Origin of the sequence: Clostridium weizhouense (assembly GCF_019431045.1) — a bacterium.
GTDB classification, from domain to species: Bacteria; Bacillota; Clostridia; order Clostridiales; family Clostridiaceae; genus Clostridium; species Clostridium weizhouense.
In genome coordinates this window covers 46,189-64,999 of record NZ_JAHXPT010000004.1, presented here as the reverse complement: position 1 = coordinate 64,999, position 18,811 = coordinate 46,189, and the positions used below count along the sequence as shown (strand labels likewise).

The window sequence follows — 18,811 nt, the reverse complement described above, 5'->3', positions numbered from 1 at the left end:
TTGAAAGGGAGGTTTAGAGAATTGAAAAAAGATGTCTTAATTGAAAAAATAGAAGCATTAGTAAAACCGATTGTTTTAGAATTATCTTATAATTTATATTATGTAGAATACGTAAAAGAAAATGGAGAATTCTATTTAAGAATCTATATCGATAAACCAGAAGGAAGTATATCACTAAGTGATTGTGAAGCTGTTTCAAGAAGGGTTAGTGAGATGCTAGATGTTGAAGATCCGATTGAAAGTTCATATTACTTAGAAGTATCTTCACCAGGACTTAATAGAGGTCTTTATAAGGAAGAACATTTTAAAATGTTTATTGGAAGAGAAGTGTTAGTAAGATTTAATAGTTCTTTTAATGGAATGAAAAATATAAAAGCTATATTAAAAGATGTAAATGAAGATTTTATAGTAATTCAAGATAAAGAGGAAATTAAAGTTCCAAAAGAAAAAATAAAAAGTGCAAATTTAGAAGGGGAAATATAACAAGGAGGGTATAAAAATGAATCAAGAGTTTATAGGCGCTCTTAAAGAAATAGTAAAGGAAAAGGGGATTTGTGAAGATTTACTTTTTACAACTATTGAAGACGCTATGGTTGCAGCATACAAAAAAAATTATGCAAATTTAAATACGTCTGCACAGAATGTAAAAATAAGTATAAATAGGGAAACAGGAGAAATTCATGTATATGCTCAAAAAGTAGTAGTTGATGAAGTATATGATGATGTAACTGAAATTTCATTAGAAGAAGCCAAGGCTTTAAATCCTAAAAATGAAGTTGATGATATAGTAGATTTAGAAGTTACTCCTAAAAACTTTGGAAGAGTAGCTGCTCAACTTGCTAAGCAAGTAGTTACACAAAGAATAAAGGAAGCTGAAAGAAATATAGTATATGATGAATACAAAGAAAAAGAATTTGATATAATAACAGGTACTATATTAAGAAAAGATAAAGGTATGGTTTTCGTTAGTTTAGGCAAGATTGAAGGTATAATAGGTCCTAATGAACAAATGCCAAATGAAGAATATAAATTTAATGAAAAATTAAAATTATATATAGTTGAAGTGAAAAATACTTCAAAAGGTGCACAAGTGCATGTTTCAAGAACACATCCAGGATTAGTAAAAAGATTATTTGAATTAGAAGTACCAGAAATATTTAATGGAATAGTAGAAATAAAAAGTATTTCAAGAGAAGCTGGGTCAAGAAGTAAAATAGCAGTTTACTCTAATGATGAAGAAGTAGATGCAATGGGTGCTTGTGTAGGACCTAAAGGAATTAGAGTACAAAATATAGTTAATGAACTTAAAAATGAAAAAATTGATATAATAAAATGGAGTAAAGATCCAGCAGAATTTATATCTAATGCTTTAAGTCCAGCAAAAGTATTAAGTGCTGAAATTGATGAAGAAAGTAAATCAGCTAAAATCGTAGTAGAAGATAATCAACTTTCTTTAGCAATAGGTAAAGAAGGTCAAAACGTAAGATTAGCAGCAAAACTTACAAATTGGAAAATAGACATAAAAAGTAAGTCACAAAAGGACGCTTTAGATGCTGAAGAAGAAAAATACTTAAATGAAGAAATAGTTACTGAAGAAGAGGTTGTTACTGAAATTAATAATTCAGAAAATGAAAATAGCATAGAAGAATAGAGAGGTGTTTTTAATGAAGGTTAAGAAGATTCCTCTAAGGATGTGTACTGGTTGCATGGAAATGAAACCTAAAAAGGAATTAATAAGAATAGTTAAAAGCCCAGAAGGGGAAATTTCTGTTGATTTAACTGGCAAAAAGTCAGGAAGAGGTGCTTATATTTGTAAAGATATAACATGTTTTGAAAAGGCTTTTAAAGCAAAGAGGTTAAGCAGAAATTTAGAAAGCCCTATAAGTGAAGAAATTTATGAAAGATTAAAGGATGAAATAGAAAATGAATAAGTTTTTTAACTTTTTAGGAATTGTAAAGAAATCTGGAAATTTGCTTGAGGGTTATAGTAAGTGTGATGACTTAAGAAATAAAACAAAAATTTATTTGTTTATAATATCTAATGATTTATCAGAGTCTTCAAAAGAAAAATTTAAAAAGCATTGTACTGAAAAGAATATACCATATATTGAGGATTTCTCCAAAGAACAATTAGGTATTCCAATTGGTCGTGATGAAATTATGATTTTAGGAATTCTAGATAACAATATGGCAAAAAGATTGCTAGAATTATATGAGGAGGAGAAGAAATATATGAGTAGATAATAATAACGGGGGTGACTTTATGTCAAAAATAAGAGTGTATGAATTAGCAAAAGAACTTAATGTAAGTTCAAAAGATTTAATAACATTACTAATGGATGAATTTGGTGTTGAAGTAAAGAACCATATGAGTGCTATTGAAGATGAAGAAGCTCAATTAATAAAGGAATTAATTGCTACAAAATCTCCATCTAGTGAAGAAGCAAAAAGCTTAGTTGATGAGTATGAAGAAATTTTGTCTGATGAAGTTAATAAAGGACTTAAGAAAAAGAAAAAAATAAAAAGAGAAGATAAGGGTGAAGGTAAAGAAACTATGGAAGAAACTCAAATGATTATTGAAATTGGAGAAACTATTACTGTTAAGGAATTAGCTGAAAAGCTTAATAAGCCTTCAAATGATGTTATAAAAACATTAATTTTCTCAGGAGTTATGGCAGCAATAAATCAAGAGATAGATTATGCTACAGCTGAAAAAGTATGTGAAAGTTATGAAGTATTAGTAAGTAAACAAGAAGTAACTGAAGAACTTGAAGTTGTAGAAATAGATGAAGATGATGAAGAAAATCTTTCAAAGAGACCACCAATAGTAACTGTTATGGGTCACGTTGATCATGGTAAGACATCATTACTTGATGCTATTAGAAAAGCAAGAGTTACAGATACAGAAGCGGGTGGAATAACTCAACATATCGGTGCGTATACTATAAATTTAAATGGAGAACAAATTACATTTTTAGATACTCCAGGACATGAAGCGTTTACAGCAATGAGAGCTCGTGGAGCACAAGTAACAGATGTTGTTATATTAGTTGTTGCAGCTGATGATGGAATTATGCCTCAAACTAAAGAAGCAATCGATCATTGTAAAGCAGCAGGAGTACCAATAGTTGTTGCAATAAATAAAATAGATAAGCCAGGTGCAAATTCTGATAGAGTTAAACAAGAATTAACAGAACATGGATTAGTAGTAGAAGAATGGGGTGGAGATACTATATGTGAAGAAGTATCTGCAAAACAAAACTTAAATATTGATAAACTACTTGAAATGGTTCTTCTTACAGCTGAAATGCTTGAACTTAAAGCCAATCCAAATAGAAAGGCAAAAGGAACTGTAATTGAAGCTAAGCTTGATAAAGGAAGAGGTTCAGTTGCAAGTTTACTAGTTCAAAATGGAACTCTACATGTTGGAGATTCAATTATGGTTGGTTCTACATATGGTAGAATAAGAGCAATGTTTGATGATAGAGGTAAAAAGATTAAATCAGCTGGTCCATCAATTCCTGTAGAAGTATTAGGGCTTTCAGAAGTTCCAGAAGCAGGAGATAGATTTAATCAAGTAAAAGATGAAAAAACTGCTAGAATAATGGCTGATAAGAGAAAAGAGAAGGAAAAAGCAGAAACATTAAATAGCAATCATAGAGTATCATTAGAAGATTTATATAGCCAAATCAAAGAAGGTAAAGTTAAGGAACTTGCAGTAATAGTAAAAGCAGATGTTCAAGGGTCTGTTCAAGCTATTAATCAATCATTAGAAAAACTTTCTACTGATGATGTTAAGGTTAGAGTAATACACGGTGGAGTTGGTGCAATTACAGAAACAGATATAACTTTAGCAACAGCGTCAAATGCTATAGTTATTGGATTTAATGTGAGACCAGATAACAATGCAGTAATTCAAGCAGAAAAAGAAGGCGTAGATATAAAAACTTATAGAATAATATATGATGCAATTGATGATGTAAAATCAGCTATGATAGGAATGCTTGAACCAGAATATAAAGAAGTAGTTTTAGGTTCAGCAGAAGTAAGAGAAACTTACAAAATTTCAAATGTTGGAACAATTGCTGGTTGTTATGTATTAAACGGAAAGCTTCAAAGAAATGCTGAAACAAGAGTTATAAGAGATGGTATAGTTATTTTTGAATCTACTTTATCATCATTAAAGAGATTTAAAGATGATGCAAAAGAAGTAAATGCTGGATATGAATGTGGTTTAACTGTAGATAAGTTTAATAACATTAAAGAAGGCGATATCATTGAATGTTTCATGATGGAGGCAATCAAGAGAAAAGAGCTATAAAAGAGGTGATATAAATGCCAAACTATAGAGGAGGCAGAATTAACGAAGAATTTAAAAGAGAAATCAGCAATATTCTTCAAAATGAAATTAAAGATCCAAGACTTACAGCAATGATTTCAGTAACAGATGTAAAAGTTACTAAAGATTTAAGATATGCTAAGGTATATGTAAGTATCTTTTCTAAAAATGAAGAAGAAAAGAAGAATAACTTTAGTGCATTAAAAAGTGCTAGTGGATATATAAGAAAAACTTTAGGCCAAAGAATAAATTTAAGATATAACCCAGAAATAATAATGGAATTAGATGATTCAATAGATTATGCAATGCATATTGATGAATTAATTCATAAAGTAAGAGAAAAATAATGTCAATTAAGAATATAAAGGAAGAAATATTAAAATCAAAAAAGATTGGATTATCTTTTCATACATCTCCTGATGGTGATGCAATAGGAAGTGTTTTATCACTTCTTAAAGCACTTAGGAGAATAGGAAAAGAAGCTTATATTATTTCAAGAGATGTTATCCCTGATAACCTCTCTTTCCTTTCTTTATCTGAAGAAATTGATGGAAATACTTTAGAACCAGATAGCAATACAGATTTAGTGATTGTAATGGATTGCGGTAATGTAGAAAGAATATCTGCAAACTTAGACAAGTATTCTGGAAAAATAATTAATATAGATCATCACTTGTCTAATGAAGAATATGGATTTATAAATTATGTTGATCCAACCGCTGCAGCTACCGCAGAAATATCATATTTGTTAATAAAAGAGTTAGGAATTGATTTTAATAAGAAGACTCCTTTAGAAATAGATATAGCTAAAGCTATTTATACATCTTTAATAACTGATACAGGGTCTTTTAGGCATTCAAATGTGACTAAAAGAACTCATATTATAGCTTCAGAACTTATAGAATTAGGAATAGATAATAGTAAAATTCATAGCAATCTTTTTGATAATAGAGATTTTAATAAAATAAAATTAATGGGTTATGTTTTGTCTAATTTGGAACTTGCATTAGAGAATAAAGTAGCAGTAATGCAGATACCTAAAAATATACTAGAAGAATTTGATTTAGTTAATTCTGATACTTCAGATATAATTTCGATTGGCCTTGGAATTAAAGGAGTAGAGGTTGCTTTATTATTAAAAGATTCTGAAAAAGGAATTAAAATTAGTTTAAGATCCAAAAGTGATGTTGATGTAAGAAAAGTGGCTGAATGTTATGGTGGCGGTGGACACACTAAAGCAGCAGGTGCTCTTCAAAAAGATGTGGATTTAGAATGTGCAAAGAGTAATTTATTAAAAGCTCTTAAAGAAGAGATGAAATTATGAATGGAATTTTAAATATATTTAAAAATAAAGGGATGACTTCCTTTGATGTTGTTAGAAAAGTAAAAAAAGTATCTAATCAAAAAAAGGTCGGTCATACAGGAACATTAGATCCAGAAGCAACTGGAGTATTACCGGTTTGCTTAGGAAAAGCCACTAAAATTATTGATTATATAATGAATTCTAAAAAAGTATATGAAGTGAAATTTGAATTGGGAAAAAATACAACAACTTATGATTTAGAAGGTGAAGTTATAAAACAAAGGGACACTTCTAATATTAAAGAAGAGGATGTTAAAGAAGTTATTTTTTCTTTTTTAGGAGAGTATGATCAAGTTCCACCAATGTATTCAGCATTAAAACAAAATGGGGTTAGACTTTATGATCTTGCAAGACAAGGGATAGAGGTAGAAAGAGAAGCAAGACGTATTACTATATATAACATTTCTGATGTTGTTTGTGATTTACCATATGTATCAATTAAAGTTACTTGTTCAAAAGGTACATATATAAGAAGTTTATGCTATGATATTGGAGAAAAATTAAATGTTGGTGCAACAATGGTAGATTTAAAAAGAACTGAAACATCAATATTTACTGAAAAAGAAAGTGTTAATATAGAAGACTTGACATCAGAAAATATAAAAGATTATATTATAAGTATTGAAGAAGCATTATCATTTTATCCTAAATTAACTGTAAATAATTCTTTTACAAAATTATTAATAAATGGTGTGAAAGTATATGATAGAAGATTAAGTGATGAGGTTATAGAAAAAAATATTTTATATAGAGTTTATGATAAAGAAAATATGTTTATAGGACTTGGAAAGCAAGATAACCAAGGATTTAAGATAGAAAAATTATTAGTTTAAATTTAGGAGCAAAAGTATGGTTATAATAGAAAATAATTTTGGAGATGTACAAACTTATAACAACTATGTTGCTATAGGTAGTTTTGATGGGTTACATATTGGTCATCTATCATTAATAGATAAGGTTACTGAAATTGCAAAAAAAAATGAAGGTAAAAGTATGGTATTTACCTTTAAAAACCATCCAAGAAAATTTATAAATCCTAAAAATACTCTTAAACTTTTAATGGAAAACGATGAAAAAGAAAAAATTCTAAATGACAAGGGTATTGATATATTATATTTTGCAGATTTTAATGAAGAGTTTATGAAAATAACTCCTGAAAAATTTATAGAGTTTTTATATAAAAAATTAAATGTAAAAGGTATAGTTGTAGGATTTAATTATAAATTTGGATATAAAAACTCGGGAGATATAGAGGTTTTAAAAAGCTTACAAAAAAAATATGGATATGAATTATATATTATGGATCCTTGTACATATCAGGATGATGTTGTAAGCAGTACAAGAATTAGAAGAGAATTAGAAGAAGGAAATGTTTGTAAAGCAGGAGTGATGCTTAATAGACCGTATTCGATTAAAGGGAGTGTTGTACATGGAAGAAAAATTGGTACAACAGTTCTTGGATTTCCTACAGCAAATATAGAATACAATAAAAATATTCTTTTACCTAAAATAGGTGTATATTATACTAATGTTAAGGTAAATAATAGAATATACAAAGGAATGACTTCAATAGGAAATAATCCAACAGTTAACGGTAAAATGTTAACAGTAGAAACTCATATATTGGATTTTAATGAAGATATATATGGAGTAAATATAGAAGTTTACTTTATAAAAAAAATTAGAGAGCAAAAAAAGTTTAATGGAGTAGATGAATTAATAAAAGAACTTCATAAAAATAAAGTTTATGCAGAAAAGGAGAATATTGTTGTTAAATAATATTATTATTTACAATAATACTTCATTTTGATATAATACACATTGAACCTACTTCTAAGTTTAAAGGTGCCATCTTTTTACTTGGAAATAAGGGGATAAAATACACGGAGGTGCACTTATGGATAAGGCAAGAAAATTAGAAATCATTAAGCAATTTGGAAGAAGTGAAGGAGATACTGGTTCACCAGAAGTTCAAATCGCATTATTAACTGAAAGAATCAACTCATTAACTGGACATTTAAAAGTTCACAAAAAAGATCACCACTCAAGAAGAGGTCTTTTGATGATGGTTGGACACAGAAGAGGTCTTTTAAACTACTTAGCTGATCAAGATATCGAAAGATACAGAACTATAGTAAAACAATTAGGTTTAAGAAGATAATTTTTTTAGAGCGGGTCTTCCGCTCTATTGTTTTAAAAACTATAAAATTAAAAGAATAATTGAAGGGAGGGTTTCAAAAGATGAATAACGTTTTAAAAACTAACATCGCTGGAAAAGAGATGAAAGTTGAATTCGGAAAAATAGGGATGTTATCAAATGCAGCTACTTTTATGAGCTATGGTGATACCGTTATTTTAACTAATGTTAATGCATCCGAAGAACCAAGAGAAGGAATAGATTTTTTCCCGTTAAGTGTTGAATATGAAGAAAGATTATATGCTGTAGGTAAAATACCAGGTGGATTTATAAAAAGAGAAGGAAGACCATCAGAAAAGGCTATATTAAATGGAAGAGCAGTTGACAGAACTTTAAGACCGTTATTTCCAAAAGGATATAGAAATGATGTTCAAGTAGTTTGTACAGTAGTTTCAGTAGAAAAAGATAATTTACCTGAAATTTTAGCAATTAATGCAGCTTCAACTGCATTATGTTTATCAAGTATACCATTTACAATTCCAGTTGCAGCTGTGCAAGTAGGATTAATTGATGGCAAGTTTATTGTAAATCCAGATGCAAAAGAACGTGAAGAAAGTATACTTCATTTAACTGTATGTGCAACAAAAGAGAAAGTAATGATGATAGAAGCTGGTGGAAATGAAATCCCAGAAGATACAATGATTGATGCTATAAAATTTGGATTTGATGAGTGTCAACATATTATTGCTTTCCAAGAAGAAGCTATGGCTAAATTCGGTAAAACTAAAGATACACCAGAACTATTTACTGTAGATGAAGAAGTAGAGAAGGATGTTAAAGCATTTGCTTCAGATATGATTAAAGAAGCTATGTATATAACTGACAAAGATGAAAGAAATGCAGCAATTGATGCAGTAAATCAAAAAGTTAAAGAAGAATTTGGTGAAAAATACGAAGATAAATTTGGAGATATAAAAGAAATCCTTTATACTATGCAAAAGAAAGTAGTAAGACAGATGCTTTTAAAGGATAAAAGAAGACCAGATGGTAGAGCTTTTGACGAAGTAAGACCATTAGGTTGTGAAGTAGGATTACTTCCAAGAACACATGGAACAGGATTATTTACAAGAGGTTTAACTCAAGTAATGACTGTTGCAACTCTAGGCGCAGTAGGCGATATTCAAATCTTAGATGGAATAGATGAGGCACAATCAAAAAGATATATGCATCACTATAACTTCCCAGGATATAGTGTTGGAGAGGTAAAACCTTTAAGAGGACCAGGTAGAAGAGAAATTGGTCATGGTGCTTTAGCAGAAAGAGCACTTGAACCATTAATCCCATCTGAAGAAGAATTCCCATATACAATTAGATTAGTATCAGAAGTATTGAGTTCAAATGGGTCAACTTCACAAGCATCAGTTTGTGGGTCAACATTAGCATTATTAGATGCAGGTGTACCAATAAAAAGACCAGCAGCAGGTATTGCAATGGGACTAATTACATCTGAAGATTTATCAGAAGAACAAGTATTAACTGATATACAAGGAATAGAAGACTTCTTTGGAGATATGGATTTTAAAGTAGCAGGTACTACTGAAGGCATTACATCAATTCAAGTTGATACAAAACTTCAAGGTTTTAGTTTTAATGTAGTAAAAAATGCAATATATGATGCAAGAAAAGCTAGATTAACTATAATTGATAAAATAAATGAATGTATTTCTGAGCCAAGAAAAGATGTTTCTATGTATGCACCAAAAACTCAGACAATTCAGATCGATCCAGAAAAAATAAGAGCTGTAATTGGAACTGGTGGTAAGGTTATTAATAAGATAATCCAAGATACTGGTGTTAAAATAGATATTAAAGAAGATGGAGCTGTATTTGTAAGTTCACCTGATCATGCAGGAGTTGCTGAAGCAATAAAAATTATTGAAGGTTTAACTAAAGATGTTAAGGCTGGAGAGGTTTATTTAGGTAAGGTGACTAAAATAACTACATTTGGAGCTTTTGTAGAAATTCTTCCTAATAAAGAGGGATTAGTGCATATATCTAAATTAGCTAAAGAAAGAGTTAATAAGGTAGAAGATATTGTTTCTATTGGAGATGAAATTTTAGTTAAGGTTACTGAAATTGATTCACAAGGAAGAATAAATCTTTCAAGAAAAGATGCATTATTAGATCAGGAAAACAAGGAAGATAAATAAAGGCAATTTAATTGCCTTTTTTTTATATAATATATATTTAGAAAATTTTTTCATATAAGAAACTTATTATGGGAAGAATATTTTTATAACTAAAGGCTAAAGTATTTAAAATTTATAATATAAAGAACAAAATAGTTCTTTATATTATTTTATTATTTTTAGACAATGCCTAAAGGAAGGAGAACAAAAATATTTATGTATAATATGTATACTTTAGACAATGGTCTTAGAGTTATAACAGAAAATATTGAACATTTAAATTCAGTAAGTGTAGGTGTTATGATTCAAAATGGTTCTAGGAACGAAAGCGAAGAGTTGAATGGTATATCTCACTTTATTGAACATATGTTTTTTAAAGGTACTCAAAAAAGAACTTCGAAACAAATTGTAGAAGAAGTTGAAAACGTTGGAGGACAAATTAATGCTTTTACAAGCAAGGAAGCTACTTGTTATTATATAAAAGCATTAAACACTCATTTAGATTTAAGTTTAGATATTCTTTCTGATATGATATTGAATGCAAAATTTGATTCAGAAGAGATTGAAAAGGAAAAAGGTGTAATAACTGAAGAAATTAATATGAGTCAAGATTCCCCAGAAGATGTTTTAGATGATGAACATTCAAAAGTTAGTTTTGGAAGTGATTCATTATCATATCCTATACTTGGTACTATCCCAAAAATAAAGTCTTTTAATAGAGAAAAAATAATAAACTTTATTTCAGAAAAGTATACTCCGTATAATTCTGTTATTTCTGTTTGTGGAAAATTCGATGAGAGTGAACTAAAAAAATTAATACAAGAATATTTTGGTGAGTGGAAAAGTGAAAAAAGCTATATTCCAATATATACTTCTCCTATATTACAATCTAATTCGGGTTTTGTAAATAAAGAGATAGAGCAATTACATATTTCTTTAGGATTAAAAGGTTTACCATATGGTGATATAGATAATTATTCACTAGTATTGTTAAACAATATTTTAGGTGGTGGAGCATCAGCAATACTTTTTCAAAAAGTAAGAGAAGAATTAGGGCTTTGCTATACAATATATTCTTATTTACAACCATTTCAAGGTACAGGTATGTTAAATATATATACTGGACTTAGTAAAAACTATGCTCAAAAAGCTTTAGAGATAATAGATAAAGAAGTTATTAATTTTTCTAAAACAGGCATAACAAAGAGACAATTAGAAATAAATAAGGAAAAAATAAAGGCAACTTATATTTTAGGATTAGAAAGCACTAGTTCAAGAATGTTTGCAAATGCTAAAAATTATCTTTTTAGAAATAAAGTATTTACTCAAGAAGAAGTAATAGAAAAGATTAATAATATAAATAATGAAAATATACAAAATGTATTAGATAGATGTTTTAAACCAGGAATACTAAATGCTAGTTATGTTGGTCAAGATATAGACAGTGAGTCATTGAATAGTGTAATTTTTAAAGATATTAAAGCATATAACAACTCTTCAAATATTAATAAGTTTGAGATATAAGGAATATGAAGCAAAATAACAAATCAAAAAAATATTGTATATTCTAGTCAGATAAGGGAGCAAGTTCAGTTAATAGAAAACTATTAGCTAAATTTGCTGATGCAAAATAGACGAGCATATTAGTTTGTTATTTTTTGAAAGTGCTTAAAATCATACTGTAATAAACTACCTTTTTTTATCATATTATTTTATAAGTAATAAAGGAGGTAGTTATTATGGGTGAAGAAAGTAATATTAAGTACTTAAGTGATATAGAAAGATATGAGTTAATAAACATAAATGATGGAGAAAAATATGATTATTTATTAAATAATGATTTAATAATAGATGATGATGGAAATTTCAAATTTTTGATTATTAATTTAAATACAAGCAAGTTTAACATGTTTAGTAGTAAAGAATTCTTAGAAATACCATGGGATTGTGTAAAAAAGATAGGATCTAAAACAATAATAATTGATGCTGATGATGAAGTTGTTAAAAAAGTAAAACTATAATTTTTATTTAAGAATAATAATAAACATGGTATATTATTTAGTAGTTGGATTTTGTAATAATGAAGGGAGGGTGTTTATTAAAATGAATAAGTTCAAAGTTATGTTTTAAAATTTAATTATAAAAAGTATTAATTAATTTTTAAAGTATAACTTAAATTTATAAAATTTTGATAAACAATTATAAGTGAAAATAGTTATTCAAAAATTTGGAGGGACATCAGTTTCTACACCAGAGAGAAGACAAAAAGTAATTGAAAAAGTAAAACAAGCAATTAAAGAAGGATATAATCCAGTGGTTGTAGTATCTGCAATGGGAAGAAAAGGAGAACCATATGCTACAGATACATTATTATCATTAGTTGATGATAAATTTAAAAATTCTAATAAATTAGCACAAGATTTACTTATGTGTTGTGGTGAGTTTATTAGTTCAGTTATAATGAGTAATGATATGTATAATTCAGGAATAGATGCAGTACCACTAACAGGTGGTCAAGCAGGTGTTACAACTAATAGTAATTATACAGATGCTAAATGCATAGATGTAAATCCTAAGAAAATTATAGATTTAGTTTCTCAAGGAAGAGTTCCAGTAGTTACAGGATTCCAAGGCATGACACAAGAAGGATATTTCACTACTCTTGGTAGAGGGGGAAGTGATACTTCTGCATCTATTTTAGGAGCTGCATTGCAAGCAGAAAGTATAGAAATTTATACTGATGTGGATGGAATTATGACTGCTGATCCGAGATTAGTTGAAGATGCTACATTGATTGATATAATAAGTTATAATGAAGTATTTCAATTAGCTGACCAAGGAGCTAGTGTTATACATCCAAAGGCAGTAGAAATTGCAATGAAGGCTAATATACCATTATTAATTAAGAATACTATGAGTAATTCAAAAGGAACATTAATTAATAATCTTGGAGATAAAGAAAATGAGAGAATTATAACAGGTATTACTCATCAAAAAGATAGAATACAGGTTTTAATCAAATTATCAGAAAATGAAGGAAACTTTAAATATCAAGATGTATTAGATTTGCTAGCAGCCAACAAAATTAGTTTGGATTTAATAAATATATTCCCAGATAGACAAGTATTTACTATAAGTGCTAAAGTTAAGCATGTTTTAGAAAATATTTTAGAGAGCTTTAAATTAAAATATAATTTAGTAGAAGATTGTAGCACTATAGCTGTTATTGGTTCAAGAATGAATGGTAGACCAGGAGTTATGGCTAAAATAATAAAAGCACTTATTAGCAATAATATAGAAGTTTTACAAACAGCTGATTCAAATATGACAATTTGGTGTTTAATTCATGAAAAAAATGTAAAAGAAGCAATAAATGTTTTACATAAGACATTTAATTTAGCTTAAGGAAGATGATTTGTTATTTTTCTGATTATGTATAAATATTAAATTATTAATCAACAAACATTATTTAAAGTTATATATTAATTAAAATCTATAGTATAAAACAATTCCTTTCGTACAGAATAATTGTATGGGAGGAATGTTTTTATGAATAATATATTTAATGGTGAAAATACTGAAAAGAATAAAAATTCAGAAGCTGAAGATAAGATTGAGTCTATAAAAGAGCTTGGAAATACGGCAGTTGTTACTCCAAATAAAAACATACAAGTTTTATCAATAATAGGACAAATAGAAGGTCATATGGTTTTACCACCACAAACAAAAGCTACAAGATATGAACATATAATACCTCAATTAATAGAGTTAGAACAAAATGAAAATGTAAAAGGTATATTGATAGTATTAAATACAGTAGGTGGTGATGTGGAAGCCGGACTTGCAATAGCAGAAATGATAAAAAGTATGTCAAAACCAACTGTTTCAATAGTAACAGGAGGAGGACATTCTATTGGAGTCCCACTTGCAACATCTGCAGATTATTCATTTATAACTCCATCTGCAACCATGATAGTTCATCCAGTTAGAATGAATGGTTTTATAATAGGGGTTGCTCAGACTTTTGAGTATTTTAAAAAAATGCAAGAAAGAATAAATGAGTTTATTGTAAGAACATCACACATAAAAGAAGATAAATTAGAAGAATTCATGTTACAAACAAATGAATTATTAAATGATGTTGGAACAATATTAATTGGAAAGCAAGCAGTTGATTGTGGTTTGATTGATGAAGTTGGAGGAATAAAAGAAGCTTTAACTAAACTTAAAGAATTAACTCAAAATTGATAAATTATTTAATCAGCTATAGAAAAACTATAGCTGATTTTTGCTTTTAATGGTATCTTATTAAAGGAGAAATTTTATTTAGTGTAGAAATAATAAAGCGAGGTGATTAATTTTGGGTAAGACAGCAGCTAAAAGAAGCACTAAAAGTAAGAAAAAAGAAAATTCTATAAAGAATGACATTTTAGGCATAACATATATAGCATCAGGTTTAATACTTACTATAGCTATATATACTTCTTTTGCGGGACTATTATCTTCTTTAGCACAAAACCTTTCTTATTTATTAATAGGGATAGGTTCTTATACGATACCTGTATATTTAATGTATTTTGGATTTCAATATATTAAAACAAGGGGGAATCTAAAATTCAGTAAAAAATTTATTGGAATATCAATTTTAGTAATCATAGTAATTTTAACTTGTGGAATTATAAATATTCAAACAATGGACGACCCTAATGATTTTGGGAAGAATCTTAAATTTATTATTGATAATAAAGGAAGTTTACATGGAGGATTAATATCATATTTTTTATGTTATCCATTATATAAATTTATAGGAGGAATAGGTTCATATATATTATTTTTCACTTTTTCAGTTATTTCAGTTATATTGATTTTTGATGTGAATTTATATGACTTAGGATTAGAAGCTAAAAGTAAAACTGAAAAACTACGAAATGAAAGAAGTTTGAAATCTAATACTAAAAAGAGTTTAAAGTCTCCAGAAAGTAATTTTATAAATATTGTTGATAAAACAGAGACACCTGTATTAGAGGATAAAGAAAAAGAAGAATTTTTATCAGGTGTAAATAAAAAAATAAAGATATTAGATTTTATGAAAAATGATTCTATAAATGATGATGTAAAAGAAGATAGAAATCTTGAACTATCCTCTGATATTGAAACTGAAGATTTTTTTAAGGAAGTAAAGCATGCACAACATAATAAAAAAGAGAAATTGGGTAATTTAGAGAAAGAAGTAGTAAGTAATGAAATTGAAGAAACAATTTCTAAAGAAAGAGAAGAGATACCTTATTTGCATCCAGGTTTAGAACTTTTAAAGGTAAATAATACAAAGCTTAAGAATTCTGATAAAAAAGGATTACTGGATAATGCAGAAAAACTTGAAGAAATATTATCAAATTTTGGAGTTGAAGCTAAGGTTATACAAGTTACGAAAGGACCTTCGGTAACAAGATTTGAACTACAACCAAGTCCAGGGGTTAAGGTTAGTAAAATAGTTAACTTATCAGATGATATAGCTTTAGGACTGGCAGCATCTGGTATTAGAATAGAGGCACCTATACCTGGAAAAGCAGCTATTGGAATAGAAGTTCCTAACTCACATCAAGTACCAGTGTTTTTGAGAGAAGTATTAGAATCAGAAGAATTCTTAAAATCAAATAAAAAGTTAGCGTTTGCGCTTGGTAAGGATATTTCAGGGAAGTGTGTTGTCGGAGATTTAAGTAAAATGCCACACACATTAATTGCAGGGGCAACTGGTTCAGGTAAAAGTGTATGTATAAATTCTCTTATAATAAGTCTATTATATAAATATACACCTGAAGAGGTAAAACTTTTAATGGTTGATCCTAAGGTTGTTGAACTTAATGTATATAATGGTATACCACATTTATTAATTCCAGTTGTTACAGAGCCTAAAAAAGCTGCAGCTGCCCTTAATTGGGCAGTAAGGGAAATGGAAAAAAGATATCAACTTTTTGCTGATAAAGGAGTCAGAAATATGGAATCTTATAATGAATTATTTAATAAAGGAATAATTCAAGAAAAACTCCCTTATATAGTTATTATAGTAGACGAACTTGCAGATTTGATGATGGTATGTCCAAATGATGTGGAAGATTATATAGGAAGATTAGCTCAGATGGCAAGAGCAGCAGGAATGCATTTAGTTATAGCAACTCAAAGACCTTCTGTAGATGTAATTACAGGTGTAATTAAGGCTAATATACCATCTAGAATATCATTTGCCGTTTCTTCTCAAATAGATTCTAGAACAATTTTAGATAGCTCAGGGGCTGAAAAACTTCTTGGTAAGGGAGATATGCTATATTGTCCTGTAGGAGAAAATAAACCACTTAGAATACAAGGATGCTTTATATCAGAAGAAGAAGTAGAACAAGTAATATCGTTTATAAAAATGAAACAAGGGGATAATTCTTATGAAGAGGATATAATTGAACATATTAATAGTGAATCTCAAGGAACTGTAGTAGAAGGAGAAGAAGTAGATGAATTACTTCAAGAGGCTATAAATGCAGTAGTTGAATATGAACAGGCATCAACTTCTTTTCTTCAAAGGAAACTCAGAATAGGATTTAATAGGGCTTCTAGAATTATGGATCAGTTAGAGGAAAGAGGAATTATCTCAGAAAAAGATGGAAGTAGACCAAGAAAGATATTAATTACTAAAGAAGATTTATTAGATAATCAAGAAGATTAGTAGTAAGATTAATTTAGATAATAATTATAGTTTTAATTAACTATTTTAGTTGTAAGTACTATAATTAATTTGATATAATTAAAAACATTAAAATGCAGGAGGGCAATGACTTGACTAAATATAAAGTAGGATTGGTAAGTTTGGGATGTGACAAGAATAGAGTTGATTCTGAAATCATCCTTGGAAAAATGAATAATGACTATGAAATAACAAATAATGCTAAAGAGGCTGATGTTATTATAGTAAATACATGTGGTTTTATAGAAAGTGCTAAACAAGAATCTATAGATACTATTTTAGAAATGGCTGAATATAAGAACAATTATAAATGTAATCTTCTTATAGCTACAGGATGTTTAACACAAAGATATGGAGAAGAATTAAAAAATCTTATTCCAGAAATAGACATAATGTTAGGAGTAAATGATTATAATAAAATAAATGAAATTATAACAGAATTTATTGAAGGAAATAAATTAGCAGAGGCATTTTTAAACTATTCTGATGAAAATATAAATGAAGGGAATAGAATTCTTACGACTCAAAAAGAAAGTGCTTATATAAGAATAGCAGAAGGATGTAATAATTTCTGTACGTATTGTATTATTCCTAAAATAAGAGGAAAATTTAGAAGCAGAAAAATGGAAAATATCATAAATGAAGCTAAGGATTTAGTAGCAAGTGGTGTTAAGGAAATAATATTAATAGCTCAAGATACGACAAGATATGGTAGTGATATTTATGGTAAAAAGAGTTTACATCTATTATTAAAAGAATTAGCAAAGATAGAAGAAATCAAATGGATTAGAGTACTTTATTGCTATCCAGAAGAAATATACGATGAATTAATAGAGGAAATAGCTAATAATAAAAAAGTAGTTAAATACTTAGATTTACCTATACAACACATAAGTGATCATGTTTTAAAGCTTATGGGTAGAAGAACTACTAAAAATGATATAATAAATAAAATAAATCAACTTAGGGAAAATATATCAGATATGATAGTTAGAACAACCTTTATTGTTGGATTTCCACAAGAAACAAATGAAGATTTTAATGAAATTATAGAATTTTTAGAAGAATACAAGCTTGATAAAGTCGGTGTCTTTAAATATTCAAGAGAAGAAAATACTCCTGCTGCAAGAATGGATGGTCAAATATTAGAAGATATTAAAGCTGAAAGAGAAGAAAAATTAATGACCATTCAAGAAAAAATATCTAATAATATAAATGAATTGAAAATTGGCAGAGTGTATGATATTCTAGTGGAGGAATATAATGGAGAGTATTATAAGGGAAGGAATTTTGAGATGGCACCAGAGATAGATGGAAATGTCTTTTTTGAATCTTCTAAGCCTATAAATGTAGGCGAATTTGTCAAAGTGAAAATAATTAAAAATATGGATTATGATTTAATAGGAGTTGTTGAAGATGAACCTTGCAAATAAGTTAACCTTAATTAGAATATTTTTAGTTCCAGTTTTTTTAATCTTTATAGCAGTTAAAGGGATACCATATGGGAGTTTTATTGCTACATTTATATTTATTTTAGCTGCTTTAACAGATAAACTTGATGGGTATATTGCGAGAAGTAGAAATCAAGTAACTAACTTTGGAAAGTTTATGGATCCACTAGCTGATAAATTATTAGTAACAGCAGCATTAATTTGCTTAGTTGAAATGCAAATTGTACCTAGTTGGGCAGCAATTATTATAATTGCACGTGAATTTGCTGTATCAGGTCTTAGAACAATAGCAGCTGCTGAAGGAAAAGTAATTGCAGCAAGTTGGTGGGGAAAAATAAAGACGGTGATACAAATAGTTGCAATAGTATTGTTGTTATTAAAGGTAAACATAGGCGATTCTAAATATTTAAGTGATTTATTAATTAGTAGTGAATTTGGGGAAAAGTTTTTTAACCATGTTCCAGGTGTAATGCTAATAGCTGCAGTTGTAATTACTATAATATCCGGATATGAGTATTTTAAAAATAATAAAGAAGCAATTGCTATAAATAAATAGAGTTTAGAAATAACAAAATATGGATATAATTAAAATGAATTCC

18 protein-coding genes are annotated in these 18,811 nt (G+C 28.3%); all 18 read left to right on the top strand.

Features of this window, described 5'->3' with window-relative positions; genetic code table 11:
* The first annotated feature begins 21 nt into the window (after positions 1 to 21).
* The 18 genes from rimP to pgsA all read left to right on the top strand — a co-directional run bounded on the left by rimP (position 22) and on the right by pgsA (position 18,768).
* Positions 22 to 483 carry a ribosome maturation factor RimP gene (gene rimP / locus KYD98_RS06510; protein ID WP_219778798.1) on the top strand — a complete coding sequence of 154 codons (462 nt, stop codon included), beginning with the start codon at positions 22 to 24 and terminating at the stop codon, positions 481 to 483.
* A 16-nt stretch (positions 484 to 499) separates the two neighbouring features.
* Positions 500 to 1,651 (top strand): transcription termination factor NusA, encoded by a 1,152-nt coding sequence (gene nusA, locus KYD98_RS06505; protein ID WP_219778797.1) that lies wholly within the window; start codon positions 500 to 502, stop codon positions 1,649 to 1,651.
* 13 nt (positions 1,652 to 1,664) lie between these two features.
* Positions 1,665 to 1,931: an RNase P modulator RnpM gene (gene rnpM, locus KYD98_RS06500; RefSeq protein ID WP_219778796.1), complete on the top strand. Its 267-nt coding sequence runs from the start codon at positions 1,665 to 1,667 to the stop codon at positions 1,929 to 1,931.
* A complete protein-coding gene (locus KYD98_RS06495) occupies positions 1,924 to 2,244 on the top strand; it encodes a ribosomal L7Ae/L30e/S12e/Gadd45 family protein (protein WP_219778795.1) in 321 nt (106 codons plus the stop codon). Before rnpM ends, KYD98_RS06495 begins: the two co-directional genes overlap by 8 nt.
* Before the next feature lie 19 nt (positions 2,245 to 2,263).
* Positions 2,264 to 4,321, top strand: coding sequence for a translation initiation factor IF-2 (infB, locus tag KYD98_RS06490; protein WP_219778794.1), 2,058 nt, complete (start codon positions 2,264 to 2,266; stop codon positions 4,319 to 4,321).
* Positions 4,322 to 4,335: 14 nt separating this feature from the next.
* On the top strand, positions 4,336 to 4,686 hold the full coding sequence (gene rbfA / locus KYD98_RS06485) for a 30S ribosome-binding factor RbfA (RefSeq protein WP_219778793.1): 351 nt from the start codon (positions 4,336 to 4,338) through the stop codon (positions 4,684 to 4,686).
* Entirely contained in the window at positions 4,686 to 5,663 is a 978-nt protein-coding gene (locus KYD98_RS06480) for a DHH family phosphoesterase (protein WP_219778792.1), read from the top strand. Before rbfA ends, KYD98_RS06480 begins: the two co-directional genes overlap by 1 nt.
* On the top strand, positions 5,660 to 6,535 hold the full coding sequence (gene truB / locus KYD98_RS06475; RefSeq protein ID WP_219778791.1) for a tRNA pseudouridine(55) synthase TruB: 876 nt from the start codon (positions 5,660 to 5,662) through the stop codon (positions 6,533 to 6,535). Before KYD98_RS06480 ends, truB begins: the two co-directional genes overlap by 4 nt.
* A 16-nt stretch (positions 6,536 to 6,551) precedes the next feature.
* Positions 6,552 to 7,481, top strand: a complete 930-nt coding sequence (locus KYD98_RS06470; protein WP_219778790.1) for a bifunctional riboflavin kinase/FAD synthetase — start codon at positions 6,552 to 6,554, stop codon at positions 7,479 to 7,481.
* Positions 7,482 to 7,599: 118 nt separating this feature from the next.
* A complete protein-coding gene (gene rpsO, locus KYD98_RS06465; protein WP_219778789.1) occupies positions 7,600 to 7,863 on the top strand; it encodes a 30S ribosomal protein S15 in 264 nt (87 codons plus the stop codon).
* An 80-nt stretch (positions 7,864 to 7,943) separates the two neighbouring features.
* Positions 7,944 to 10,049: a polyribonucleotide nucleotidyltransferase gene (locus KYD98_RS06460; protein WP_219778788.1), complete on the top strand. Its 2,106-nt coding sequence runs from the start codon at positions 7,944 to 7,946 to the stop codon at positions 10,047 to 10,049.
* A gap of 195 nt (positions 10,050 to 10,244) precedes the next feature.
* Entirely contained in the window at positions 10,245 to 11,552 is a 1,308-nt protein-coding gene (locus KYD98_RS06455; RefSeq protein ID WP_219778787.1) for a M16 family metallopeptidase, read from the top strand.
* A 215-nt stretch (positions 11,553 to 11,767) separates the two neighbouring features.
* Positions 11,768 to 12,049: a YlmC/YmxH family sporulation protein gene (locus KYD98_RS06450; protein ID WP_219778786.1), complete on the top strand. Its 282-nt coding sequence runs from the start codon at positions 11,768 to 11,770 to the stop codon at positions 12,047 to 12,049.
* Between the two features lie 184 nt (positions 12,050 to 12,233).
* Positions 12,234 to 13,433, top strand: a complete 1,200-nt coding sequence (dapG, locus tag KYD98_RS06445) for an aspartate kinase (protein WP_219778785.1) — start codon at positions 12,234 to 12,236, stop codon at positions 13,431 to 13,433.
* A 144-nt stretch (positions 13,434 to 13,577) separates the two neighbouring features.
* Entirely contained in the window at positions 13,578 to 14,276 is a 699-nt protein-coding gene (locus tag KYD98_RS06440) for a ClpP family protease (protein ID WP_219778784.1), read from the top strand.
* A gap of 112 nt (positions 14,277 to 14,388) precedes the next feature.
* The gene (locus KYD98_RS06435) at positions 14,389 to 16,743 is read left to right on the top strand and encodes a DNA translocase FtsK (protein ID WP_219778783.1); all 2,355 of its coding nucleotides are present in this window, start codon (positions 14,389 to 14,391) and stop codon (positions 16,741 to 16,743) included.
* 110 nt (positions 16,744 to 16,853) lie between these two features.
* Entirely contained in the window at positions 16,854 to 18,194 is a 1,341-nt protein-coding gene (gene rimO, locus KYD98_RS06430; protein ID WP_219778782.1) for a 30S ribosomal protein S12 methylthiotransferase RimO, read from the top strand.
* A complete protein-coding gene (pgsA, locus tag KYD98_RS06425; RefSeq protein ID WP_219778781.1) occupies positions 18,178 to 18,768 on the top strand; it encodes a CDP-diacylglycerol--glycerol-3-phosphate 3-phosphatidyltransferase in 591 nt (196 codons plus the stop codon). The genes rimO and pgsA overlap by 17 nt, the downstream gene beginning before the upstream one ends.
* The last annotated feature ends 43 nt before the right edge of the window (positions 18,769 to 18,811 follow it).

What these genes read in the sequence shown, in the direction of transcription:
- nusA (WP_219778797.1), top strand. Translation starts at nt 500, where the DNA reads ATGAATCAAGAGTTTATAGGCGCTCTTAAAGAAATAGTAAAGGAAAAG.
- rnpM (WP_219778796.1), top strand. Translation starts at nt 1,665, where the DNA reads ATGAAGGTTAAGAAGATTCCTCTAAGGATGTGTACTGGTTGCATGGAA.
- KYD98_RS06495 (WP_219778795.1), top strand. Translation starts at nt 1,924, where the DNA reads ATGAATAAGTTTTTTAACTTTTTAGGAATTGTAAAGAAATCTGGAAAT.
- infB (WP_219778794.1), top strand. Translation starts at nt 2,264, where the DNA reads ATGTCAAAAATAAGAGTGTATGAATTAGCAAAAGAACTTAATGTAAGT.
- rbfA (WP_219778793.1), top strand. Translation starts at nt 4,336, where the DNA reads ATGCCAAACTATAGAGGAGGCAGAATTAACGAAGAATTTAAAAGAGAA.
- KYD98_RS06480 (WP_219778792.1), top strand. Translation starts at nt 4,686, where the DNA reads ATGTCAATTAAGAATATAAAGGAAGAAATATTAAAATCAAAAAAGATT.
- truB (WP_219778791.1), top strand. Translation starts at nt 5,660, where the DNA reads ATGAATGGAATTTTAAATATATTTAAAAATAAAGGGATGACTTCCTTT.
- KYD98_RS06470 (WP_219778790.1), top strand. Translation starts at nt 6,552, where the DNA reads ATGGTTATAATAGAAAATAATTTTGGAGATGTACAAACTTATAACAAC.
- rpsO (WP_219778789.1), top strand. Translation starts at nt 7,600, where the DNA reads ATGGATAAGGCAAGAAAATTAGAAATCATTAAGCAATTTGGAAGAAGT.
- KYD98_RS06460 (WP_219778788.1), top strand. Translation starts at nt 7,944, where the DNA reads ATGAATAACGTTTTAAAAACTAACATCGCTGGAAAAGAGATGAAAGTT.
- KYD98_RS06455 (WP_219778787.1), top strand. Translation starts at nt 10,245, where the DNA reads ATGTATAATATGTATACTTTAGACAATGGTCTTAGAGTTATAACAGAA.
- KYD98_RS06450 (WP_219778786.1), top strand. Translation starts at nt 11,768, where the DNA reads ATGGGTGAAGAAAGTAATATTAAGTACTTAAGTGATATAGAAAGATAT.
- KYD98_RS06440 (WP_219778784.1), top strand. Translation starts at nt 13,578, where the DNA reads ATGAATAATATATTTAATGGTGAAAATACTGAAAAGAATAAAAATTCA.
- pgsA (WP_219778781.1), top strand. Translation starts at nt 18,178, where the DNA reads ATGAACCTTGCAAATAAGTTAACCTTAATTAGAATATTTTTAGTTCCA.